The organism is Mycobacterium paraffinicum (assembly GCF_001907675.1).
GTDB classification, from domain to species: Bacteria; Actinomycetota; Actinomycetes; order Mycobacteriales; family Mycobacteriaceae; genus Mycobacterium; species Mycobacterium paraffinicum_A.
On record NZ_MPNT01000001.1, the window covers coordinates 381,079 to 403,767 of the forward strand.

The 22,689-nt window shown below is 64.8% G+C and carries 21 protein-coding genes; 3 read left to right on the top strand and 18 right to left on the bottom strand.

Annotated elements, in window-relative coordinates; all coding sequences use genetic code 11:
* Positions 1–2: 2 nt before the first annotated feature.
* The 12 genes from BRW65_RS01785 to BRW65_RS01840 form a co-directional block, all read right to left on the bottom strand.
* Positions 3–1,544 (bottom strand): aldehyde dehydrogenase family protein, encoded by a 1,542-nt coding sequence (locus BRW65_RS01785; protein ID WP_073870538.1) that lies wholly within the window; start codon positions 1,542–1,544, stop codon positions 3–5.
* Positions 1,541–2,452: an NAD(P)-dependent oxidoreductase gene (locus BRW65_RS01790; RefSeq protein WP_167373980.1), complete on the bottom strand. Its 912-nt coding sequence runs from the start codon at positions 2,450–2,452 to the stop codon at positions 1,541–1,543. The genes BRW65_RS01785 and BRW65_RS01790 overlap by 4 nt, the downstream gene beginning before the upstream one ends.
* Positions 2,445–2,636 carry a ferredoxin gene (locus BRW65_RS01795; protein WP_073870541.1) on the bottom strand — a complete coding sequence of 64 codons (192 nt, stop codon included), beginning with the start codon at positions 2,634–2,636 and terminating at the stop codon, positions 2,445–2,447. The genes BRW65_RS01790 and BRW65_RS01795 overlap by 8 nt, the downstream gene beginning before the upstream one ends.
* Positions 2,633–3,931, bottom strand: coding sequence for a cytochrome P450 (locus BRW65_RS01800; protein WP_139272815.1), 1,299 nt, complete (start codon positions 3,929–3,931; stop codon positions 2,633–2,635). The genes BRW65_RS01795 and BRW65_RS01800 overlap by 4 nt, the downstream gene beginning before the upstream one ends.
* Complete coding sequence (locus BRW65_RS01805; RefSeq protein WP_073870544.1) at positions 3,852–5,054, bottom strand: acyl-CoA dehydrogenase family protein; 1,203 nt, start codon at positions 5,052–5,054, stop codon at positions 3,852–3,854. The genes BRW65_RS01800 and BRW65_RS01805 overlap by 80 nt, the downstream gene beginning before the upstream one ends.
* Positions 5,051–6,076, bottom strand: a complete 1,026-nt coding sequence (locus BRW65_RS01810; RefSeq protein ID WP_073870547.1) for an acyl-CoA dehydrogenase — start codon at positions 6,074–6,076, stop codon at positions 5,051–5,053. The genes BRW65_RS01805 and BRW65_RS01810 overlap by 4 nt, the downstream gene beginning before the upstream one ends.
* Positions 6,077–6,087: 11 nt before the next feature.
* The gene (locus tag BRW65_RS01815) at positions 6,088–7,044 is read right to left on the bottom strand and encodes an amidohydrolase family protein (protein WP_167373981.1); all 957 of its coding nucleotides are present in this window, start codon (positions 7,042–7,044) and stop codon (positions 6,088–6,090) included.
* A 148-nt stretch (positions 7,045–7,192) separates the two neighbouring features.
* Entirely contained in the window at positions 7,193–8,464 is a 1,272-nt protein-coding gene (locus BRW65_RS01820; protein ID WP_073870553.1) for an amidohydrolase family protein, read from the bottom strand.
* Between the two features lie 144 nt (positions 8,465–8,608).
* Positions 8,609–9,163 carry a TetR/AcrR family transcriptional regulator gene (locus tag BRW65_RS01825; protein WP_139272816.1) on the bottom strand — a complete coding sequence of 185 codons (555 nt, stop codon included), beginning with the start codon at positions 9,161–9,163 and terminating at the stop codon, positions 8,609–8,611.
* 252 nt (positions 9,164–9,415) lie between these two features.
* The gene (locus BRW65_RS01830; RefSeq protein WP_073870559.1) at positions 9,416–9,853 is read right to left on the bottom strand and encodes a nuclear transport factor 2 family protein; all 438 of its coding nucleotides are present in this window, start codon (positions 9,851–9,853) and stop codon (positions 9,416–9,418) included.
* Complete coding sequence (locus BRW65_RS01835) at positions 9,850–11,073, bottom strand: CaiB/BaiF CoA transferase family protein (protein WP_073870562.1); 1,224 nt, start codon at positions 11,071–11,073, stop codon at positions 9,850–9,852. The genes BRW65_RS01830 and BRW65_RS01835 overlap by 4 nt, the downstream gene beginning before the upstream one ends.
* A 25-nt stretch (positions 11,074–11,098) precedes the next feature.
* Positions 11,099–12,694: a GMC family oxidoreductase gene (locus BRW65_RS01840; protein WP_073870565.1), complete on the bottom strand. Its 1,596-nt coding sequence runs from the start codon at positions 12,692–12,694 to the stop codon at positions 11,099–11,101.
* Positions 12,695–13,098: 404 nt separating this feature from the next.
* On the opposite strand from BRW65_RS01840, the gene BRW65_RS01845 reads away from it, so the two are divergent.
* Positions 13,099–13,995, top strand: coding sequence for an NAD(P)-dependent oxidoreductase (locus BRW65_RS01845; RefSeq protein ID WP_073870568.1), 897 nt, complete (start codon positions 13,099–13,101; stop codon positions 13,993–13,995).
* A 14-nt stretch (positions 13,996–14,009) separates the two neighbouring features.
* On the opposite strand, the gene BRW65_RS01850 is transcribed toward BRW65_RS01845, so the two are convergent.
* From BRW65_RS01850 to BRW65_RS01870, 6 genes are all read right to left on the bottom strand, one after another.
* Positions 14,010–14,627: a TetR/AcrR family transcriptional regulator gene (locus BRW65_RS01850; protein WP_073870570.1), complete on the bottom strand. Its 618-nt coding sequence runs from the start codon at positions 14,625–14,627 to the stop codon at positions 14,010–14,012.
* 62 nt (positions 14,628–14,689) lie between these two features.
* Positions 14,690–17,557 (bottom strand): RND family transporter, encoded by a 2,868-nt coding sequence (locus BRW65_RS01855; RefSeq protein ID WP_073870573.1) that lies wholly within the window; start codon positions 17,555–17,557, stop codon positions 14,690–14,692.
* On the bottom strand, positions 17,554–17,991 hold the full coding sequence (locus BRW65_RS01860; protein ID WP_208611739.1) for an MmpS family transport accessory protein: 438 nt from the start codon (positions 17,989–17,991) through the stop codon (positions 17,554–17,556). The genes BRW65_RS01855 and BRW65_RS01860 overlap by 4 nt, the downstream gene beginning before the upstream one ends.
* Positions 17,992–18,317: 326 nt before the next feature.
* Entirely contained in the window at positions 18,318–18,551 is a 234-nt protein-coding gene (locus BRW65_RS01865; protein WP_073870576.1) for a hypothetical protein, read from the bottom strand.
* Positions 18,552–18,597: 46 nt separating this feature from the next.
* Positions 18,598–18,738: a hypothetical protein gene (locus BRW65_RS31610; protein ID WP_167373983.1), complete on the bottom strand. Its 141-nt coding sequence runs from the start codon at positions 18,736–18,738 to the stop codon at positions 18,598–18,600.
* Positions 18,739–18,822: 84 nt separating this feature from the next.
* Complete coding sequence (locus BRW65_RS01870) at positions 18,823–20,304, bottom strand: DUF4185 domain-containing protein (protein WP_073870579.1); 1,482 nt, start codon at positions 20,302–20,304, stop codon at positions 18,823–18,825.
* A gap of 391 nt (positions 20,305–20,695) precedes the next feature.
* Between BRW65_RS01870 and BRW65_RS31130 the strand changes: the two genes are divergently transcribed.
* Together BRW65_RS31130 and BRW65_RS01880 are read left to right on the top strand one after the other, a co-directional pair.
* Positions 20,696–20,926 carry a hypothetical protein gene (locus BRW65_RS31130; RefSeq protein WP_139272817.1) on the top strand — a complete coding sequence of 77 codons (231 nt, stop codon included), beginning with the start codon at positions 20,696–20,698 and terminating at the stop codon, positions 20,924–20,926.
* 236 nt (positions 20,927–21,162) lie between these two features.
* Entirely contained in the window at positions 21,163–22,575 is a 1,413-nt protein-coding gene (locus BRW65_RS01880) for an MFS transporter (RefSeq protein WP_073870585.1), read from the top strand.
* The last annotated feature ends 114 nt before the right edge of the window (positions 22,576–22,689 follow it).

Genomic DNA, 22,689 nt, shown 5'->3' on the forward strand with positions numbered 1-22,689 from the left:
GTTCATGTATAGGCAACGACCTTTGTCTCGAGGTACTGCTCGAATCCCTCCAGTCCGTTCTGTCGGCCGACGCCGCTGGCCTTATAGCCGCCGAACGGCGCGTCACCGCCGTAGTAGATTCCACCGTTCACCGACATCGATCCGGTGCGGACTCTTCTGGCGAACGCCAGGCCGCGTTCCCTGGAACCGGAGAACACTGCCCCGGACAACCCATACTCGCTGTCGTTGGCGATCTTCAGCGCTTCGTCCTCGTCGCCGTAGGGCAGCACCACCAAGACGGGCCCGAACACTTCTTCGCGGGCGATCTCGGCGGAATTATCCACGCCGGCAACCACTGTGGGCAGAACAAAGGTCCCGCCGGCGATCACGTCGGGCAATTGCTGTGGGGCCGCCCCGCCCACGACGATATCTGCGCCGGCGGCACGGGCACGGTCGACGTAGCCAAGGATCCGCTGCTGTTGGCGCCGATTGATCACCGGGCCAAGCAACGTGTCGGGAAGCGCGGGATCCGCGGGCGGGATCATCTCGAACATCGCGGCGAGCCGGGTGAGTGCGTCGTCCAGGCGCGTGCGCGGTACCAACAGCCGAGTAGTGATTCCACATCCCTGGCCGGCGTGCAGGCAAACCCCGGCCATGTTGGGGATGACTGTCTCGATATCGGCATCCTCGAGCATCACTGCGGCCGATTTTCCACCGAGTTCGAGAAAGACGCGTTTGAGCGACTCGGCTGCCTTGCCGGCAATCAACCTGCCCACCGCGGTCGAGCCGGTGAAGGAGATCAGGTCGACGCGGCGGTCGGTGACCATCAGCTCGGCGACGAGGTTGTCAGGCGTTGGGACGACGTTCACCACACCGGGCGGGATGTCGGTGTTCTCGGCGACGAGCCTGCCCAGCCGTGTCGATGTCCATGGCGTATTCGGGTCGGGCTTGAGCACGACGGTGTTGCCGGTGGCCAAAGCCTGAGCGAGCTTGTTGACGGCAATCTCGAACGGGAAGTTCCATGGGACGATCGCGCCGACGACGCCGACGGCCTCCTTCCACACGACACGGTGGTGGCTGTCCCCGCCCACTCCCCCACCATGTAGATCGCGAGACCACGGGAAGGTGTCCATAAGTTCGATGACCGAACACAGCGCATCGGCCAGGGACCAATCCAGTTGGGCGATATGGGTTGTCATAACAGGCGCGCCGGCCTCGGCGACGAGTTCGTCTCGAAGTTCTTCCCGTTCGCCCTCGAGCGCCTCCTGCAATTGCATCAAGCATCGGCGGCGCAGCGCGGCGTCGGTGGACCATTGGGTGTCGTCGAATGCGCGTCGTGCGGCGGCGATGGCAGCATCCATGTCAGCGGCCGTGCCGGCAGCCGTGGCACCCAACACCCTTCCGGTAGCGGGGCTGACATTGTCGAACGTCTCACCGCTGCTGGACTCGACAAGTCGACCGGCGATCAGCATCCGAGACTCCGCCCGCGCCGAGGCCCGGTCGTTGACCTCAGCGCTGGATTGCACTACCGGATGCTGATCGGAGACCACTTGGGGTGCAGTCATGTCCGCTCCTCGGTTTCGGTCCGCTCACGCGGATACCCGAATAGTTGCAGCGCCTCGTCGGCGACTGCGATCAGCGAGCCGGTGGCGGCATCGCGTTCTCCAGTCAGCCGGTCGAAGATTCCGATGTCTTTACGGAGCAGGGGTCCGACCATTGGAGCCAAGACCCCGAAGCCACCGACAGCGACCGCGGTGTTCAGCGAAAAGCTGTTGCCGCTGCTCACCGACAAAGCGCGGCCCAGCGCCTGCTCGTCCAGGCCCAACCGAGTGCCGGCAACCATCGCGTCGCGCGCCAAGGCATAGTGTGCGGCGTGCAGCGTGTTGTTGACGAGTTTGGCGATCAACCCGCTGCCGAGCGGCCCGAGATGAATCACGTTACCCCCGAACGTCTCCAGCTCGGCGCGGCATTTTTCGTAGTTTTCGAGCTCGCCGCCGACGAGGACGGTGAGCTTGCCCTCGGCGGCCGCGAACCCGCCGCCGCTGACCGGAGCGTCGATCACCCCGACGCCCCGTTCTCCCGCGATCCGCGCGATCCGGTGACAGACCTCTAGGCTGATTGTCGAATGGATGGCGAGCACCGACCCCGGCGACATGCCCGCGAGCACCCCGGATTCGCCCAGGACGACGTCTTGGACCCCCGCATCGTCGACCACACAGATCCCGACGACGTCGCTGTTGGCCCCCAGCTCGGCCCGGGTTTCCGCGAACGACGCCGCGGAACCGCGATAGGGCTCAAGCGATTCCGCCCGGCGTGCCCATAGGATCGTGGGCACCCCGCACGCGATGAGCCGATCTGCCATTCCCTTGCCCTGGTCCCCGAGGCCGATGAATCCGGCTCGGATCTGCCGGCGATCCGACGATGTCGGCGTCGCGGCGTCGCTGCGCGCAGCTGCGCTGGCCTGGTCAGTCATGAAGGGCGATGGCCTCCTCGGGACAGGACTGCACGGCTTGCCTGGCGGAGGGCTCCTCGCCGACCGGCACATCGGCTACCAGCAGGACGCTGTGCCCCTCCTCGTCGGCGTCGAACAACCCGGGCGAGAGGCTGTAGCAGCGGCCATGTCCCTGGCAAGCTTCGCCGTCGAGTTCCAGCCTCATCCACGCACCGCCCAACTCAGTGGCAGCGGACGCGCCAGCCGCACCGGAAATGCCTCGTATCTCAACGCCGAACCCGGAGTGACCTCGTAATCGGGAATACGCTTGTGGAATTGGTCGAGTGCTGCCCGAAGCTCCATCCGGGCGAGATGGCTACCCAGACAACGGTGGAATCCGCTGGCGAACGAGTAATGCGGATTGGGCCGACGGGTCAGGTCCACGGTGAGAGGATCTTTGAACTTTTCCGGATCCAGGTTGGCAGCGGCCCACAGCACCGTCACCTGCGTTCCTGCGGCGACAGTCGTCTCGCCGACTTGCATGTCCACGGTCGGAGTCCGCGATGCCACCGGCACCGGGGTCTCCCAACGCATCAACTCTTCGATGGCGTCGGGCCACATTTGCGGGTTCGCCACCACCTGACGGCGCTCGTCGGGGTGACGCGCGAGCCAGGACAGGATGCAGGAGAGCGACGCCGCGACGGTATCCAGGCCGGCGATCATCAGCAGGAAGCAAATGTCGAGAATGTTCTCACGGGTCAGTGAGTGGCCGTCGACTTCCGCCGTCATGAAGCGGCCGAGGATGTCGTCCCCGGGTTCACCACTCGCTTCGCGTTCGTCGAGAACTTGGTTGAAGTACGCGTAGCACCGTTTGCCCGCCGCCTTGTACCTGGCCTCGCGTTGCGCGACGGTTTCCCCTTCGATGTCGCGGAGCAAGTCGTCTTTGTTCTGCAGGAAGTAGTTCAGTTTGGAAAGCGGAATCCCCATGAGGCGCAGGAAAATCGTGGACGGCAGGATTGCGCAGAATTCATCGTAGATGTCAGCGTGGCCGCGTTCGATGAACTTGTCGATCAGCTCGTCGGCGAGCGTTCTTACGTCAGTCTCCAGGTGCGCGATCGCCTTCGCGGAAAAGATCGGATCAAGCAGTTTGCGGTATTTGGTGTGCTCGGGCCGGTCGATGTCCAGCGGAATCAGCGGGCGATCGGCGCTTTGCGTATTGCCCAGTGCCCCCGATCCGCGCACATCATGGCTGCGGGTGAGGGCGTCGACGCTCTTGGCGGCGCCGACAATGTGATTGCCCTCCATCACGATTATCGGCGTTGATCCGATTCCTGCGTACACTTCCTGCGGCTCGGGGACAGCCAGCATCGCCGCGAAATCACCGCCGACGGCCTCGGCGGCAATGCCCTCCGTTAGGGCGTCCTCGGACTGCTCGTCGTGGCTAGCGGACAGGGCTGTCGTTTCGCTCATTTTTGTTCCTTCGTGGTGTACTGCGGGGGAGTCCCAAGAATCGCTCGGCAATCACATTTCGGGCCACGTCGGTGGATCCGCCATATATGCCAGTCCCCGGCGCGAATCGGAATCCGGCTTCGAATGCACCGTCGCCGGCACTTCCCCGCGAACCGCGCGCCAAAAGGGCTGTCGGACCGATGAGGTCGATCAACTCCGACGCGGTCTGCACCAGCAGATCCGAGGACAGGATGCGAGCCGGCGGCCCCGACGCCGAACGGGTCATCTCGACCTTGACGAGCGCTTCGCCGACGCGCTCGGCGACCGCGGCGTCGTCGAGCAAGGATTTACCGGCGGGCCCCGGTTGCATTGCGGCCCAACGAACGAACTCCGCGATGAGCTTCTCACACTCGGCCAGATACGGCCCCCCGATGGTCGGGTCACTGCCGTCGGCGGAGATGCCGTGTTCCTGGCTCAGCGGGGCGGCGACCACGGTCCAACCCGCGTTGACCTCGCCCAGGCGCCACCGGTCGTTGACGCGAACATCTTGCAGGTAAACGAAATTGGTGCGTTCTCCGCCCAGTGTGCCGATCGGCCGGATCTCCACCCCCGCAGTGTCCAGCGGCAGCAGGAAGACGGTCAGGCCCTTGTGCATGGGGGCCGACGGGTCGGTGCGCGTGAGGAGAAAGCAGTACTGGCTGAACTGGGCACCGGTGGTGAACATCTTCTGCCCGTTGATAACCCATTCGTCGCCATCCCGCTCCGCGCGGGTGCGCACCGCGGCCAAATCCGATCCGCAGTCCGGTTCGGTGTAACCCAGGCAGATGCGAACGGTGCCGTCAGCCACCCGCGGCAGCACCTCGGCCTGGATGTCCGGCGAGCCGAACATTCGGATGGCGATCGGTGGTAGCAACGTCGTGGAGGCCAGGATGTAAGGCGCACCGCTGCGCGCCCATTCGGTGGCGACGATGCGCGCCCGCACCGCGTCCAGGCCCGCTCCACCCTCTGACGTCGGCCATTGCGTCGCGACCCATCCGCGCGCCCCCATTGCCAGGTGCAGGCCCTCGTTGAATCCGCCGCCGTGTAACCGTTCGTCTTCCAGCACCGCCGGGGTGACGTGTTCGTCGAAGAAGGCACGTGCCTCCCGCCAGAACGTGAGGGTGTCGTCGTCGAGGTCGAGCGTTTCGAAATTCACGCGAGAGCATCCTTTAGCGCGTGCGGCGCCCACTGGGCGACGCGTCGCAGAAGGCTGCGACGGTCGCCAGCGGCCAGCGCCCAGCCCTTGGCCCGGCGGTAGTAGAGCTGAACGTCGGATTCGAGGGTGAACCCGAAGCCGCCCTGGGTGTGGATGGCGGTGGCCCCGGCTTGCTCGGCGGCGTCGCCGGCGGCCAGCACGGCACACAAAGCCAGCGCACCAACGGATTCGGGTTCATGGTCGCAGAACCAGGCAGCGCGCCACACTAGGCGACGTGCCGCGCCCACGCTGTTGGCGGCGTCGACCAAAGGATGAGCGATGGCTTGAAACGCTCCGATCTGGGTGCCAAATGCCGTGCGCTCTTTGGCGTATTGCACACCGAGGTCCAGGGCGGCCTGTCCCAGCCCGACCAGCGCGGCCGCCGTCAAGACGTGCCATTCCCGTTCAGCTAGGTCCCACTCGTCTGCCGAACCCACCCGTGCGCCACCGGTAACCTCACGCCAGCCCAGCGGAGCGCACGCCAAGTTGGGCAGGGGCGGCGTCGGCGGACCGGTGACCAGCGTCAGGTTGGCCCCCCGCGGCGCCAGCACCGCCTCGGCGATCGCTCCGGCCGGTGCCAGCCGACGGTCGCCCGCGCCCGGGGCGAGGCTGACAACCGCACCACGATCGCGCATTGCGGCCAGCAGCGGTGATGACGGATCGATGCGAGCCAACGCGCGGGCCGCCGCCAACGCCTCGGCCAGCGGCACCGGCGCCGCGCGGCGGCCGGCCTCTTCGAGCACGAGCACGAGTTCGACCAGGCCGGCACCGTCGCCACCGACCGATTGCGGTAGCGCCATCTCAACGACAGCGCGTTCCTGAAGCTCGTCCCAGAGCGCCGCGTCGAACCCCTCCGGTTCGGCCGAGCGAACCCGTGTCGTTGGGATCGTCTTTTCGAAATAGGCCCGGAACGAATCCCGCAGTGCGACCTGCTCCTCGCTGAGCGAGTAATCCTGTTGGCGAAGCGAGAACTCTGCGCTCATTGGACGACCACTCAGGGGATATCCTTGAGAACGCTTTCGTCAAAGCCAAATAGCCTGTGCGCATTTCCGCCGACGATGGCCCGCGCGCTGTCGATGTCGACGCCTTCGAAGAGCCTCTCGAGGATCTTTTCCGACTCTGGGTACGTGCTCTCGGGATGGGGATAGTCATTGCCCCACAACAGGCATTCGGCGCCCGTATCGGCGAGGTTCGTGATCGCGACGGGATCGTCCTGAAAGGTCGAGTGGATCTGATGGCGGATGTAGTGGCTGGGCAGTTCGGCAAGTTTCGGTTTGGTCCAGCCGATCTCGTCGTGCGCCTGGTAGTAGTAATCCAGCGTCTGCATTGCCCACGAGATCCAGCCGCCGTTGCACTCGACGAAGACTGCGTGCAGGTCTGGATGCCGCTCCAGGATCCCGCTGCAGCTCAACAAGGCGGCTGCGCGCGGTGCCATCGATTGCGTGGCGAGAAGGTTCGCCGTGCCGCTCCCCCATCCGCGGTAGAAGATCATGTCGTGGCCACTGCCCTGATGCATGACGGCGGGCCGGCCTGTCGACGCGATGACGCCCCACAGCGGTTCCCACTCTTTGGAGTTCCACTCCGGCTTGCCGACCAGCGGCAACAGGAGCCCGCCCACCGACGGATCGACAGCCACCCGTTCGACCTCGGCGATGGCCATGTCGACATCCCAGGTGGGGATCATCGCCGCGAGTTTGATCCGGTCATGTCCACCGATCTGCTCTCGAATCCAATCGTTGTAGACCTGGCATACCGATTGTCCGGCAAGCGGATTGGCGATGTCCCAGGCGTACAGCCCAATGGTGGGGAAGACGATTTCGGCGTTGATGTGGTCGGTTCGCATCATGTCGAGCCGCACGTCGGGTGACGCGGCCGCCACGCGCTCGGCCTCCTTGGCCGCTGCCTCTTCTGCCGACAGTTCGTTCCAGCCGATGGGGCTGCCGTTGATCACCAGGCTCCACCCGCCCGCGTCATTGGCCAGGATGCGGCGCGGCGCGTGATCACGCAAGTCCACGCTGAGGCGCTCATACCAGAGGTCATGTGGCTCGTCGACGTGCGCGTCGGCCGAGATCTTGGGCAGATCGACGGTACTCGTCATATCAGACCTGCACCGTCTCCCGGCCGGCCGCCTCGGCACGGGCCCGGTACTCGGCCTTGCTCACCGTCGACAGGTCGACGTCGGTGGCCCTGGCGCGTAATGCCCCCACCGTCGCGTCTTTCTTCGCGGTGTGCTTGAAGGGGTCGAAATCGAAGAAACGACAGCTATTTTCGTGTGTGATCTTGTTGATTTCGTCGTCGGTAGCACCGGCGGCCGTGAACTCACCAAACAACTGCTCCGGGCCGTTAGGCCAGGTCGAGTCGGTGTGCGGATAGTCGCACTCCCACGCCAAATTGTCGATGCCGATCTCGTTGCGCAGCTTGACGCCGGCGGGGTCGGTGATGAAGCAAGCCAGGATCTGGTCGCGAAATATCTGGCTGGGCATGCGATCCGACCAGTCCTGACCGATCCAGAGCTGATTCTTGGCGTGCCGGTCGGCCCTCTCGAGGTAGTAGGGGATCCAACCGATGCCGCCCTCGGAAAGGGCGATACGCAGGTCCGGGAATTTGCGCAGGGTACGGCCGAACATGATGTCCTGCAAGGCCATCAGCGTGAGCTGGGTGGGCAGGATGATGTGGTGGTCCACCGGGGCGTCAGGCGCCAGCGTGATCAGGCCGCCACTGGCCCCGATGTGCATGCACAGCACACTGCCCGTCTCCGACATCGCGGTGAGCATCGGATCCCAGTGCTCGTTGTGAAAGCTGGGGAAACCGAACGCGTGCGGCGCCTCGAGGAAGCTGATGGCCTTGCAGCCTTTGTCGGCCAGACGCCGCACTTCGGCCGCACACAATTCCGGATCCCACATCGGCACAATGCCGATCGGGATGAACCGGCCCGGATGCGATCCGCACCACTCGTCGATGTGCCAGTCGTTGTAGGCCTTCAGCATGATCAGCGCGAGGTCCTTATCGTCCGCCTCGCAGAACGTCCGCGCGTTGAAGCCCGCCATGGTGGGGAAGTTCATCGACGCGAGGACTCCGCCGGCGTCCATATCGCGCACCCGCAGGTTGACGTCGTAGCAGGCGGGCCGAATCTCGGAGAAGACGCCGGGGTTGAATCCCCATTCCTCTTTGGGCCAAGTGACGACTGCGCACATGCCGAACGGTGTCGAGGTCTCGATGCCCTGGAATACCCAGCGATCGATGCCCTCGGGGCTGCGCTCGACCTTTGGCGCCTGGTCCGCCCACTTCTGGGGGACGTGACCTTCGAACATATCCGGCGGTTCGATCACGTGATCATCGATGCTCACCAAGATCATGTCGTCCAGATTCACCGCAAACTCTCCTCGCAGTCCGATTCGGTGTATCCGATTTAGAAGAACACCGTTCTCATGCGAGGCTAGCCGACGCCGCAGCCTCAGGCAATGCTTGCTGTACGGCGTACAGATCTTTCCGGCTGGTCGCCCGCCGCGGGCTGCTCAGGGCCGGGTAAACGCAGTTTCCAAGAAGGTCCAGAACTGGTCGAACGCGACGTTCTCGCCCACGTAAAAGCCGAGCACACGCGCTTGCAACATCTCCATCGTCGTGTGCAGCAAGATCGATGCGATCGTCGAATCATCCAGCGGCGGACTGTGCATCCCGGCACCACGGCACGCGGCAAGTAGCTCGGTCAGCGCTCGGTGCTGGGGCTGCAGCAAGGCCGAAAGTTCGGCCGGACGGGTTTCGCTGAGCCGTTGATGAAAGCTGACCAACGAGCGCTGCAACAGTGGCGGGGCCGGATCGGACGCCAACCACTCCGCTTGCATGAAGGCCCGCAGGCGATCCAGGGGGTCAGTGCCCGCTTCTGCGACCGCGGCTAGCTGCCGCTCAAGACCGCCGAGCGTGGCTTCCTCGTAGATGGCCAGGAACAGGTCGTCGGTCCCACTGAACGATTGGTAGAAAGACCGCAGTGACATGCCCGATCGTTCAACGACCTTTCGGACGGAGAGATTTTCCGCGCCTCCCTCACTGAGCAATTCCAGCGCGATGTGCATGAACCGGTCGCTGCGGGCCTGAGCGCGTTTGCGCACATCCTCGGTTGCCCGCTCCGTCGAGCGCGCCCGCCAACGCGAATCAGGCCGCGGCGCCGACGCCAACCACGCCGATACCTCGGTTCCCGATTTGCTCACACACCACAGCTTAGCGAGTTGACGTTTCCGCTAGCGGATAACGTCCGTCGCGGCTCGCGGATACACGCGGCGTCCTTGATGAGAACGTCCCCCGGGGCACCGACGGCGCACGATCCGCTATGAGGACTGCTCGGCTGTCGCCCCCGGCCGGGCAAGGGTCTGCACTCGGCGATCGGTGAAGCGCCACACCCCGTCGGATCCGCGGGCCAAGCTATCCAGATATCGCCCCGCCAGGGCAATGACCGTCCTACCTCCCCGACCGCTTCGGTCCAACATCGCCCAACCACTCACGGCGCTCGCCCGGTCGCCGTCGACAGTGATGACGGGATTGACGACAGCATGCAGGGTGCCAGGGCGGTCGGTAGGGCGCAGACCCGCCCACACCGCTGCCAGCTCGGAGTGGCCTCGGTAGGTCCGTCCCATCATGGCGAAAGAACAACTCTCGTCGAACAATTCGAGCAGTTCGCCGGTCGCTCCGCTGTCGAGTAGCGCGCAGTAGCGCTCGATCACCCCGCGGATCCGCAGCTCGTCGACCAACGCGTCGGCGGCGGTCACGCGACGATACCCTTGACCTTTAGATCAATGATGTCGTCCCAGTCCATCCCGAGGTCGTCCGTCAAAATCGCGTCCCCGTGTTCATTGAAGTCGGGCGCGCGCCGCGTCGGTGCCGGCTCCTCGTCGAACTGAACGGGCGTGGCCACCAGCGGGTGCTGCTCACCCGAGGCGGCCTCGGCCTGAACCACATATCCGTTGGCGATGACCTGCGGGTCGGCGGTCACCTCGATGGAATCCTGCACCGGCGCCCACTGGCCACGGAAGTCGCCGAGGCGTTGCTTCCACTCGGCCAGCGGCGCAGAGGCGAATCGCTCGGCGAGGATCGACCTCGCGACGGGGCTATTCGCGGCGAAGCTTGCGACATCGGCGAACCGCTCGTCGTCGACCAGCTCGGTCAGGCCCATCACCCGACAAGTCTCGGGCCAGTAGTGGAATCCCTGCAGGCATGCCAATTGCAACCAGTGCCCGTCCGATGTCCGGTAGGTGGCCACCAGCGGGTTGCCCACATCTGTGCCGACCGGGAACTGGCCCCACGGATGGTTCAACTCGTGCGACAACGCGATGGCGGCTCCCATCGCCCACATTCCGGTGGCGAGAAGCGACACGTCGACAACCGGCGGCTGTCCCGTGCGTTCTCGATGCAGCAGCGCCGCCGAGATGCCGCCCGCGATGGTCATCGCGCCGATCGAGTCGCCATACGCGGGCGCGGGTTGGCCTGGAATTGAATCGAATTCAACGGGTTTGGCCCCGTAGGCGACCCCAGCGCGGCACCAGTAACCCAACACGTCATATCCCCCGCGATCGGCGTCTGGGCCGCGCGAGCCGAACCCTGATCCACGGACGTAGACGATGTTGGGATTGGCGGCCCGGATGTCGTCGACGTCGATCCGCAGTTTGGATCGAACCGCGGGCAGCTTGTTGGTCAGGAAAACGTCGCAGGTCGCTGCCAACTTGTAGAGGATGTCGACGCCCTCCTGCGTGCTCAGATCCAAACCGATGCTTCGCTTTCCGCGGTTGGAATGTTGGAGCAGCGGATGCCATGCACCACCGTCTAGGCCCATGTTGCCGGTCGACACGATGCCTCGCATCGCGTCGCCGCGCTCGGCGGGTTCCACCTTGATCACGTCCGCGCCCCAGTCGGACAGGATCGCCGACGCCGCGGGAACGAAGGTGTGCTCGGCGACCTCGAGGACGCGAATCCCTTGCATCACGGCGGTCATGGCAACTGTCCTAACTGTCGATCGATCATCGGTCCTCCAGGATCATTTCGGCGGCGCGCCAAGCCATCGCCATGATGGGGCCGTTGAGATTGCCCGCCACCATCGTCGGCAGGATGGACACGTCGACGACGCGCAGCCCGGGCACCCCGCGCACGCGCAGGCGGGCGTCCAACGGGTCGGATTCCGCCGGACCCATCGCGCACGCCCCGGACGCGTGATACCCGGCACCGCCGTAGAGCAGTCCCGCCCGCAGGATGCTGTCGTCGTCGTCCACCGCGGGCCCGGGTTCGATCTCGGAAAAGATCATGTCGGCGACGGGATGTTGCTCAACGATCTCCCGCATGCGCCGAAACATTGCCACCGATACCCTTTTGTCGTAATCGGTTTCGAGGTACGCGACCTCGACGCGCGGCGGCCGACCGGGATCGGCCGATTGAATGTGCACCGAGCCCTCACTGGTCGGCCGCAGAACGAAGCCCAAGAGGGATAGGCCGGCCCGGCCTTCGATGCCACCGTCAACGGGCCCGACACCCAACGAGAAAGGTGTCATAAGCACTTGCGCATCGGGCCGTTCGCTGGCCGCGTCGGCGCGGACGAACGTGAGCATGTCGTAGGCGGCGGTGCCGATCGGCCCCTTGCGGGTGGTCAGATAGCGCAGCCCCGCGCGCGCCTGGCCAAGGGGGGTGGACAGAAACCGGTTGTAGCCTTTGTTCTCTTTGAGCCGCATCTGCAGCGGTATGCACCGGTGCTCGCGCAATCCCTCGCCGATTCGCGGGCTGTCCACCCTGACGTCGACGCCGGCCGCGCTCAATACTTCTTTCGGGCCAATGCCCGACAGTTGCAACAGCTTCGGAGTTGCCAAACTCCCGCACGAGATGATCACCTCGCGGGAGGCTCGAAGCTCCTGCGTGCCCTTGGCCGTACTCACCTCCACACCCACGGCGCGGTCGGATTCGAAGACGATTCGCTGGGCGATTGTGTCAGTCAGCACCGTGAGGTTAGGCCGCTTCATGGCCGGGTGCAGAAACGCCTTCGCCGAGTTGACTCGTTTGCCCTTTCGCATCGTGGCCGCCGTGTACCCGGTGCGCTCCTCGTCGGAGGCATTGATGTCCTCGACGCGCTTGATACCCAGGGTGGTCGCGGCATCCATCAGCGCCTCGGAGACCTCGTCGTGGGTGTTGATAACGCTGACACCAAGGGGGCCGCCGGCGCCGCGAACCGCGGAGGCGCCCAGACTATGGTCCTCGATAGTCCGGAAGACGCGCAGCATCTGGTCCCACCCCCAGCCCGGATTGCCGCGGGCGACGACATCGTCGTAGTCGGCCGCCTGACCTCTGTTGTAGACCAGCCCATTAATGGAGCTCGACCCGCCGAGTAGCTTGCCCCTGACCCAATGCTCCTGCTGTCGGTGCGGCCCGAACGGTTCCACGTCGTATTCCCAGACGTAGCGTGGGTTTTTCATCAAGAATGCGAAGCCCTTCGGCATTGACACCAAAGGGTTGCGGTCGGTGCCGCCAGCCTCGAGGAGCAACACTTTGTTGCCGGGGTCCACGCTGAGCCGGTCAGCCAGTACGCATCCCGCAGACCCGCCACCCACGACGACGTAGTCGAACTCGCTCACCGGCAGCCCTTCCGATTCGGTGTACTCACTGTACGAGAACAGTGTTCTCAGCAGAGTAGCCGCGGCGGCTCAGCGACGGAAGTACTTCGGCGAGCTCTGTGGTAATCCCTAGCGTCCGGGCGGTGCTGCGCCCGATGATCGGGCGAACAACGGCGGGCCAAGCGTCGATTGCCGGATCGCACCAGCGACAACGAGTTTCGCTGGACGCCTCGGCGGCACAGTGACGAGCGACCCTGAACGGGGCCCCTATCGAAGGGCCCCGAGGGGTATCGCGCAGGGCACGAAACCGATCAGCAACCGAACGAGCGTGCCGCCAGTCAGGCCGCAGCACTGTACACGGTAATCTGTACGTTGTACAAAATCTGTACGTCGGACCGCAGGGGCCGAGGGAAAGAGAGGCCCGGATGTCAGCGCCGCGATTCTCGAACCCAGTGACACAGTCACGAGATGCCAGCGCGTTGCGTGTTGGTGTGGTCGGCCTGGGAGCCATCGGCACGGGAATTGTGGTCAGCCTTCTGCGAAGCGGGCGCACTCCACTGGTCTTCGATGTGCGCCCTGACGCCGCCGACGGAATCGAGGGGATCTCGCAGCAGGAGGCTTCGGCCGCCGAGCTGGCCCGCGGCTGCGACGTGGTACTGCTCGCGGTGTTCGATGAAGAACAGGCTCGCCATGCCCTCGCCGGCCCGGGAGGAATTCTTGCCGGAGCGCTGCCAGGCTCGATCGTGGTGGTGTTGTCAACGGTTCCCGTCGCTGCGGTGAAGGAGTTTCACACCATGTGCGCGGCGCACGACGTCGCGCTGCTGGACTGCGGCGTCACACCCGGTGATCAGGCCGCCCACAACGGTCTCGTCGGTTTACTGGGAGGTCCCGACCACATCGTCGCGCGCGCCCTGCCCGTCTTGAAAGACTTCGCCAGAGCGATCGTGCACTGTGGCCCGGTCGGCGCCGGGATGACGGCGAAGATCGCCCGCAATCTCATCACGTATGCCACTTGGGCGGCGGTCGACGAAGCTGCCGATCTGGCGGTCGCGGGTGGCGTTGATTTGCCCACCTTCCTCGAGGCACTACGCGAGACTGAAGCCGAACACGCCCAACCGTTGAAGATGCTTGAAGTCCGAACATTCCCCGTTGCAGTGCCACAGGACCGTATTGCCAACGCAATCAACGTCGCAACGAAGGACCTTGATGCCGCGACTGCGCTCGCGGCGGCGCGTGGGGTGGCTACGCCGTTGACAGAAGCGGTCAAACCACTCATGGGCGGTGTCTTTGCCGGGCGCCGACCGGCGGCGCGCCCGATCTGATCGGGGGTCGGCCCTTATGGGTTTGTCGGAGCGCGGACCGCGGGCAGGATCACGGTGTCTATGACCTGGCGGACGAAATCGGCGTCGACGCTCTTTCCCCGGGCAACCTGGAGCAGCCCCATGGCCACGAGCACATCGGCCACTAACGACCAGTCGCGGTCGTCGGCTATTTCTCGCCGATCGGCGGCCTGCTTCAGAATCGCCGAGATCGTGCGTTTGCCCTTGCCGAGCAAGAGGTCATCAAGTGCGGAGGCGAGTTCGGGCTCATGTGCGGCTTCCATCGCGACTCGCAATACCAGGTCGTTGCTGACCAGGTTGTTGTCGTCGCGTTTGACGCGTTCGACGAGGGCGTCCAAGTCGCCTTCCAAGCTGCCTGTGTCGGGGACGTCGGCGCTGAGCAGATCGGGCCGCCAGTACACCAAAGCGTCGGTCATCAACGCGGCCTTCGATGCCCAGCGCCGGTAGATGGCGGCCTTCCCCACGCCCGCCCGCGCGGCGATGTCGTTCATGTTGGTGGCGTGATAGCCGTGTTCCGTCAGCGCCGCCAGGGCGGCATTGAGCATCGCGGGATCGCGGGACCGATCCAGGCGCCCGTCAGTGCGTTGGCGCAGTTTTGATTCCGGTTCTGTCATGAGCCCCGCTCCGTCATCTGGCGACCTCGTCGTCGACAGTGTGGCAGACCGGCGGGTGCGCCTCACGGGGCTGTCAGCTGCGGAATGGGAGCCGTGCGCGCGTCGTCGGTTGCGCGCGAGCCCGGTTCGGTGCGGAAGGTGTTGAGGGGCCACCAGAACCAGCGCCCGAGGGCTGCGGCGATCGACGGCGTCATGAACGAGCGGACGATCAAGGTGTCGACCAACAGACCCAACCCGATGGTGGTGCCCAGTTCCCCGATCACACGTAGCTGGCTGACAATCATCGACATCATGGTGAACGCGAACACCATGCCGGCGGCGGTGACCACTCGCCCGGAGGCGCCCATGCCGCGAATGATTCCGGTGTTGAGGCCGGCGTGGATTTCCTCTTTGAGCCGCGAAACCACGAGCAGGTTGTAGTCCGAACCCACCGCCAACAGGATCACGACGGACAGCGGCAGAACGATCCACTGCACACCCAGACCGATGAGGTCTTGCCAGAGCAGGACCGACAGGCCGCACGCCGTGCCCAATGAGGCGGCGACGGTGCCGACGATCACCAATGCGGCCATCAGGCTGCGGGTGATCAGCAACATGATCCCGAAGATCAAAATCATCGCCGATATTCCCGCGACGAGCAGGTCGACGATCACCCCTTGTTGCATGTCGCTGTACATCGATGCCATCCCGGCGACGTAGACCTTCGAGGACTCCAGCGGGGTGCCCTTGATGGCGTCAGCGACGGCGTCTTTGATACCCGTGACGTGTTTGATGCCGTCGACCGTGGCGGGGTCGCCCTGGTGGGTGATGATGAACCGGACGGCCTTGCCATCTGGCGAGACGAACATCTTCAGACCGCGTTCGAAGTCGGGGCTTTTGAAGACCTCCGGCGGCAGATAGAACGAGTCGTCGTTTTTGGCTTCGTCGAAGTATTGCCCCATCAGGGTGGATCCTTCGGCGGCCTCTTGCATGTGGGCTTGGATGCCGGCCATGGTGCTATGCGTCGAGAGCATGTAGTCGCGCATCGTCTTCATCGTGTCGATCATCGACGGGAAATCGGCCAGCAGTTGGGGCATCAATCGATCGAGGTGGTCGAGATCGCCGCTGAGCCCTTCCAGCTGGTCGGCGAGATCGTCGATTCCGTCGAGCGCATCGAAGATCGAGCGCATCGACCAGCAGATCGGGATGTCGAAGCAATGCCGTTCCCAGTAGAAGTAGGAGCGGATGGGTCGGAAGAAGTCGTCGAAATCGGCTATGCGGTCGCGCAATTGGTTGGTGGTGTCCACCATGTCATGGGTCTTCCCCACCATGCTGTGCGTGGTCGCGGTCAACTCGCGCATGACGCTGTACATGTGTTCCATGGTGGAGATCGTCTTGCCTAGCTCGTCGGCCTGCTCGAGCATGTGAGCCATGTTGTCGTTCATGAACTTTGCCGTCTGCAGCGTGCTGGAGTTCTGCATCGCGATCTGAAACGGTATCGAGCTATGCTCGATCGGGGCGCCCAGCGGGCGGGTGATGGTCTGCACGCGCTCGATCCCGCGCAAATGAAACACGCTCTTGGCGATACGGTCGACGACGAGCATGTCCGCCGGGTCGCGCAGGTCATGGTCGGCTTCGACCATGAGCATTTCGGGATTCATGCGGGCCTGTGAGAAGTGCCGATCGGCGGCGGCGTAGGCGACGTTAGCCGACATATCTTGGGGCGTGAACTTTTGATCGTTGTAGTTGGGCACGTAGGTCGTCAAGCTGACGAAACCGATGACGGCGATCATCATCGTCACGATGAGGATCGGTATGGGCCAGCGCACCACAGCGGTCCCGACCTTGCGCCAATTTCGCGTCGAGAGATTGCCTTTCGGGTCGAACAGGCCGAATCGGGAGCTCACCGCCAGGACAGCAGGCGCCAGGGTCAGCGCCGACAATACGATCACAAGCAACGCGATCGCGCACGGCAGCCCCATGGTCTGGAAATACGGCAGCCGGGTCGCCGTCAAGCACACGCAGGCACCCACGATCGTCAAACCCGAACCCAAGATCACGTGCGAAACGCCCTGATACGCGGTGTAGAACGCGTCCTCCCGGTCCTGGCCGAGGGCCCGGGCCTCGTGATAGCGGCCGAGGAGAAAGATGATGTAATCCGTCCCCGCCGCGATGCTCAGCATGGTCACCATGCTCACCGCATATGGGGTCAGGCCAATGATGCCCAAGTTGCCCGCAGTAGCCGTAACTCCCTGTGCGGCAAACAGTTCGATACCGATGACGACCAGGCTCAGGATGGTCGTACCTACCGAGCGGTAGACCACCAGGAGCATCGCCAGGATGACAACGATCGAGACCAGCGCCATGGTCGCCATGCTCTTGTGCCCCACCACACTGACATCGGCGTTGAGCACCGTGTTGCCGGCCACGTACGCCTTGACGCCCGGCGGCGCGGGCACGTCGGCGACGATTTTGCGCACCGCGGCTACCGACTCGTGACTGGGCGTGGTCCCTTGATCACCGTCGAGGAACACCTGCACGTAAGCGGCCTTACCGTCCGCGCTCTGCGAACCCGCGGCGGTCAATGGGTCACCCCAGAAGTCCTGGACATGCTGCACGTGGGCGGTATCGGCCTTCAGCCTCGCCACGATCCGGTCGTAGAATTCGTGCGCGCTGTCGCCGAGCTTGTCCTTCCCCTCCAACACCACCATCGCCGAAGAGTCCGAACTGAATTCGTGGAACACCCGGCCGATCTGCATCATTGATTTGAACGCCGGTGCGTCTTTGGGGGTCATCGGCACCGAGTGCTGGGCCGCGACGTCATCGAGCGACGGCGAAATCACACCCAGTCCGACTGCCAGCAAGACCCAGAACAACACGATTGGCAGCGCCAGGACGCGAATCAGCCGGGCGAGAACCGGTCGACTCTGCCGCGCATGGGTCGTGCTCATACGGCTTTAACCAAGCAGTAGATGAATGGCTGGTACTCGTCGCTGCGGCGATCATCACGCACCTGACCGTCGACGATCACCCGGCACCGGATCGCATTCAACCCAGCGGCGCCTTGGGCCACGATGTTGGCCGACATCGATGGCAGGGTCGTCACAATGGTGTACGACCACGGCAACGGCGCCGCGTCGACGAGGTGCGGTTGCCCGTTCTCATCCAGGTAATCGACGTTCACCGTCCCGGCCGTCGCGCTGGTTAGTTCGTACGTAATGTGCTTGGGATTAAAGGGTTTCGTGTTATCGGCGTTTGCCTCGCCTGACGACACCGCCCCGTTGGCGCCAAACGTGTCGCGAATCCGAACGACCGCGTAACCGCCCAACGCGATCACGACCACCAACAGCAGCGGTATCCACGCCCTCTTGACGAGTCGAAGCATTACCTTCCCCTGACGTACGGCGGCGCGTCGCGATACCGCGCAACAGCGCAGGCAAACGCGGAACCACACTTCGCGACGTGAACGGAACCCGAGTTCCGTCGCGAAGGCGACTCTACACCACGGCAGGACGATTCGCGAGGTGGGTCGATCGGACTACGCAGTGCTCGACAGATACGGGGGTTCCGACTTCCGCACTGCCACAGCGGCATCGGTTGCAAAGACGCCGGCAGCACCCATTGCCGGGCCCATGCTCGCCGAGGTACTCGAGGCGGTACCCCGGAATTACCTCCGCCGATGCGCGACGGCCGGCCGCCCTACGCCAAGGCTCACGGTCGAACCCCGTATCCCTCGCCATCGTCGGCCAGGTAGGTGACGTCGTACCACCGTCTCGGCGGTTGCGCGCCCGTGTCGTACTCCTCGGTCGGAGTGGCCCGTTCCAGCCGGACGTCCGTCAAGTGCGGATTGTGCGCGCGGACATAGTCTTCGAGCTCAGCGAGCAACGCGTCGCCGGTCAGACTCGTCTCCGCGAGCGCCCTCGCTTCGCGCTTCGCCCAACTCACGCGTATATGTTGCCCCGGCCCCTGCGGCCGGCCGCAACGCGCTCGGCTATGTGGCCATCCGCCCGTCGAGCAGGATGCCCAGGCGGACGGCGCCATCTCTGCGGTGCACGCCCTCGATGCGCACCTCGATGTCTGGCCGCCGCGGCTTGCTGGCGGTAGACGTGGCCGGATTCTCGAAGGTGATCATCGCCGATCTCCTCTCTCGCTGGGCCCCCGCTTTCTTCAGGGTGCGCCTGCTTTGCCGACTATTTGGGGTGCGACACGGTCACGATTAGGGCAAGACGGTGTGCATCAGCATCACGTCGTATGCCGACCACAGCGACAGGTTGAAGTAGAGGTCCCGGCCCGACGACCAGGGGTGGATCATCGGCGCGTAGATGCCGCCGGGCATCGAGAACGACGACACGAGCGGTTGCTCGGGGCTCCACGGTCCCTGCGGGGCCGGCGCGGTCCGCGCGACCACGTCGTTGCTGCCGCCGTTGGTGTAAAGCACCAGGTATTGCTTCAGATAACTGTTGTACTGGGCCGACATCTCGCCCACCGGTCCGGGGAAGATCGGCGTCGCCGCGCCCGGGTTGTTGGGGACCCAGCGACCGCCCTCGTCACCGTTCCAGTACTGGTACTTGGTGAGGTCCGGCAACTGCCCCGGTGGCACTCGCGACAGGAATGCCGCGCCGCCGCGCCCCGACGGGGTGCCGAACTGGTAGAGGTAACCGTCGTTGCCCTTCATGAACGCACCCATTTGGAAGTTCTCATTGCCGGGAGTGAACCCGGCTCCCGGGATGGCGTCCGCGGAGGCCGTGCGGATCGAGGTGGGGAAGATCCCCCAGTTCTGGCCATTGTCATTGGACCTGGCGATCGCCGAGTAGTTCGTGCTCCACTCGCCGTCGCGGCCCCACTGCCGGATGGACATGTAGCTCATGTACTGCGTCCGGCCGATCGAGATGCCGGCGGTCGGAATGATCCCCGTCTCGTGCGCGGCCTTGTGAATGGTGTTGACGACCTGCTTGGACAGGCTCGTCGTCCACACCGGCGACCCGGAATACCGGTCGTTCGGCACGCCGTCGGAGATGTGGATGCCGTGCGACAGGTCATGGTCCGAGCTGCGGAACAACGTGTTGTAGCGCCACTGCTGGCCCTTGACCTTGCAGTAGCCGAAGGTGTCGCCGAATGCCATGAGAACCTGGCGGTTCATCGGATCGCCGTTGTCCCAGGCAATTCCGAGGTCGGTGCCGGAGATGCTGAAACGCTGCAGGGTCTTATTCGGGCCGTCGGGGCCGGTCACCCAGTCGACGAGCGAGGTCGGCGCTCCGGCGATCGACGGCGGCGGTGGGGCGGGTTGCGGCTGCGGCTGCGGGACCGGGGCGGCGTTGGGCTGCAACTGACCGGCGTTCGGTGGCTGCGGCAGCCCGGGGACGGGCGGATTGGGCCCGGGCGGGAGCACCTCGGCCTGCGGTCTCATCGGCGCGACCTGGCGACCTGGAGTCGTCGGTTTGAGGAACTGGGAGATAAGCGGGCCCAGCCTGGGCAGGGGCGCCTGGTCATTGGTGTGCGTCGGCCGGCGTCCGGTCGGCGGTTGGACGACCGGCTGGGGTGCGGGCATCGCCGGCGGCGCCACTGGCGGCTCCACGTTCGCTTCCGGTGCGCCGCATGGGGTGGCAAAAGCCGACGGGGCGGGCCCGATCACGAAGACGAGTCCGACTGCGGCCGCCGACGCCATCGTTAGCGACACACTTCGAAGAATCGCCGACATGTAACACCTTTCGAGCGGCGGGACACCGCGTTGACGTCCGCAGTTGGCTCATGTGACGATAGTGATTGCTGCGGCGCTTGTGACTAGTGATGCGTCGATAGGTATTCATCCGTGACCGTGTCGCAACGGAGCCGGTTCTGGCGAACTCTTGCGCCTCGTCGATTAGCTTCGCTACCTCGTGGGCTAATCGCGTCATGTCCCAAATCGCCCGACATTTGCGGAGCTGCAGGCCCACAAACACCGTCCACCGCCGGCACCCGAGCGACGCTTTCGTCGCGTTGTGGGCTGTTGCCGGCGCCGGTGCCGGTGTTATCCTCCTGTGACACCGAGATCCGTATAACGGTTCCGAGGAATTCGCTATACGGATCGCACCATCGAGCAGGAGATTCTGATGAAAAAGCGGACAATCCAGCGCAACGCGCTTCTCGCGGTCGCCGGCGCTTCTATCGCCGCTGCGGCGTGGCTCGGCCACCACCCGGGCACCGCGATGACCGCGGCGCCGGCCGGCACCGAAACCCAGGCGCCCACCACCACGCCGACGCCGCTCACGACGCTGGCGCCGCCGTCGACCCTCTCGGCGCCGCCGGCCCCGTCGGCGCCCCCGGCACCGCCACTTCCGTAGCGATCGTCGGCGATACGGCGGGCCTTACCGCCGATCACCCACGCGAGCGGCTGTCCGCCTCGCAGTGACTGCCTTGACGCGTCAGCCCGACGGCCGCCGCGGGCGCGCGGGGCACGGCCGGAACGTCGTGCGTCGAGCGCCCACGCCAGGTACGCTCCCATCCGCCTGCACACCCATCGTCGCGGTCTAGCAAACTCGGTCGGCACCCTGGGTGGGCTCGCCAAGGAGGGCGACCGATGAGTGACCGTAACGGCCTGCGTGGCAAGCTGTTCGAAAGCCAGGCGTATCTGCGCCGCGTGGTCGCAGCCTCGATGGCCGGCACGGTCGTTGAATGGTATGAGTTCTTCCTCTACGGCACCGCCGCGACCCTCGTCTTCAGCAAGGTGTTCTTCCCCGGCGGTGGCAACGAACTCGACGCAATCCTCGCCGCCTTCGTGACCTACGCCGTCGGCTTCGCCGCGCGCCCGCTGGGTGGAATCGTCTTCGGTCAGCTCGGCGACCGGTACGGCCGCAAGAAGCTGCTGCAGCTCAGCCTGTTGTTGGTCGGCGTCTCCACGTTCGCGATGGGATGCCTGCCCACCTTCGGTCAGATCGGGTACTGGGCCCCCGCGCTGCTCGTGGTGCTGCGGTTCGCGCAGGGCTTCGCCGTCGGCGGCGAGTGGGGCGGCGCAGTCCTGCTTGTCGCCGAGCACAGCCCGAAGTCCAGTCGCGGCTTCTGGGCCAGCTGGCCGCAGGCCGGCGTGCCGGGCGGAAACATGCTGGCCACCGTCGTGCTATTGGTCCTCACCTCGATGCTCTCGGACAAGGCATTCCTGAGCTGGGGCTGGCGCGTTGGCTTCTGGCTGTCGGCGGTCGTCGTGCTGATCGGCTATTACATCCGCACCAAAGTGACGGACGCGCCGATCTTTTACGAAGCGCAACGGCAGCTCGAACGAGTCAGGACCGCCAGGGTTGGCGTGGTCGAGGTGTTAAAGCGTTATCCCCGTGGCGTTTTCACTGCGATGGGCATGCGGCTCGGCGAGAACACCATGTACTACCTCGTCGTCACCTTCTCCATCACCTATCTGAAAGTCCACGTGCACGCCGCCACCAAGACCATCCTGTGGTGGCTGCTGGTGGCGCACGCCGTCCACTTCGTGGTCATCCCGCTGGCCGGACGTCTCAGTGACCGATTTGGCAGGCGCCCAATCTATTTCATCGGCGCGATCAGCGCCTGCACCTGGGGCTTCTTCGCGTTCCCGATGATGAACAGCGGCCGTAGTGCCGCTATCTTGTCGGCGATCGCTCTCGGCCTGGTCATCCACGGCCTCATGTATGCGGTCCAGCCCGCGGCCATGGCCGAAATGTTCCCGACGCGGATGCGCTATTCGGGGGTGTCGCTGGGCTACCAGGTGACCTCGATCGTGGCCGGTTCGCTGGCACCGATCATCGCGGTGCGCTTGCTCGAGACCTACAAGTCCGCGGTGCCCATCTCCTGGTACCTGGCGGCGACCGCCGCCGTGAGCGCCGTGGCCGTCGTTACCACCGTTGAAACCAAAGGCATCGACCTGGCTGCAATCGACTTGGCCGACGCCCGCAAACACGCGGGCATCACGGCAGGTCAGCCGGATGGGCCCGATCCCACCGAGCTCGTCCCAGGCGCCGTCTAAGCAGTGCGCGACCGCGCCGCACCGAAGCGATCGCCGCGTCGAACGGGACACGAGGTTCACTCCGCATGTTTGTCACCCGCCATCCGGGGCAATGTTCCATGAGAGGCGAACGCG

What these genes read in the sequence shown, in the direction of transcription:
- BRW65_RS01870 (WP_073870579.1), bottom strand. Translation starts at nt 20,304, where the DNA reads ATGTCGGCGATTCTTCGAAGTGTGTCGCTAACGATGGCGTCGGCGGCC.
- BRW65_RS01790 (WP_167373980.1), bottom strand. Translation starts at nt 2,452, where the DNA reads ATGACTGACCAGGCCAGCGCAGCTGCGCGCAGCGACGCCGCGACGCCG.
- BRW65_RS01880 (WP_073870585.1), top strand. Translation starts at nt 21,163, where the DNA reads ATGAGTGACCGTAACGGCCTGCGTGGCAAGCTGTTCGAAAGCCAGGCG.
- BRW65_RS01825 (WP_139272816.1), bottom strand. Translation starts at nt 9,163, where the DNA reads ATGCACATCGCGCTGGAATTGCTCAGTGAGGGAGGCGCGGAAAATCTC.
- BRW65_RS01860 (WP_208611739.1), bottom strand. Translation starts at nt 17,991, where the DNA reads ATGCTTCGACTCGTCAAGAGGGCGTGGATACCGCTGCTGTTGGTGGTC.
- BRW65_RS01810 (WP_073870547.1), bottom strand. Translation starts at nt 6,076, where the DNA reads ATGAGCGCAGAGTTCTCGCTTCGCCAACAGGATTACTCGCTCAGCGAG.
- BRW65_RS01835 (WP_073870562.1), bottom strand. Translation starts at nt 11,073, where the DNA reads ATGACCGCCGTGATGCAAGGGATTCGCGTCCTCGAGGTCGCCGAGCAC.
- BRW65_RS31610 (WP_167373983.1), bottom strand. Translation starts at nt 18,738, where the DNA reads ATGATCACCTTCGAGAATCCGGCCACGTCTACCGCCAGCAAGCCGCGG.
- BRW65_RS31130 (WP_139272817.1), top strand. Translation starts at nt 20,696, where the DNA reads ATGAAAAAGCGGACAATCCAGCGCAACGCGCTTCTCGCGGTCGCCGGC.
- BRW65_RS01850 (WP_073870570.1), bottom strand. Translation starts at nt 14,627, where the DNA reads ATGACAGAACCGGAATCAAAACTGCGCCAACGCACTGACGGGCGCCTG.
- BRW65_RS01855 (WP_073870573.1), bottom strand. Translation starts at nt 17,557, where the DNA reads ATGAGCACGACCCATGCGCGGCAGAGTCGACCGGTTCTCGCCCGGCTG.
- BRW65_RS01785 (WP_073870538.1), bottom strand. Translation starts at nt 1,544, where the DNA reads ATGACTGCACCCCAAGTGGTCTCCGATCAGCATCCGGTAGTGCAATCC.
- BRW65_RS01795 (WP_073870541.1), bottom strand. Translation starts at nt 2,636, where the DNA reads ATGAGGCTGGAACTCGACGGCGAAGCTTGCCAGGGACATGGCCGCTGC.
- BRW65_RS01845 (WP_073870568.1), top strand. Translation starts at nt 13,099, where the DNA reads ATGTCAGCGCCGCGATTCTCGAACCCAGTGACACAGTCACGAGATGCC.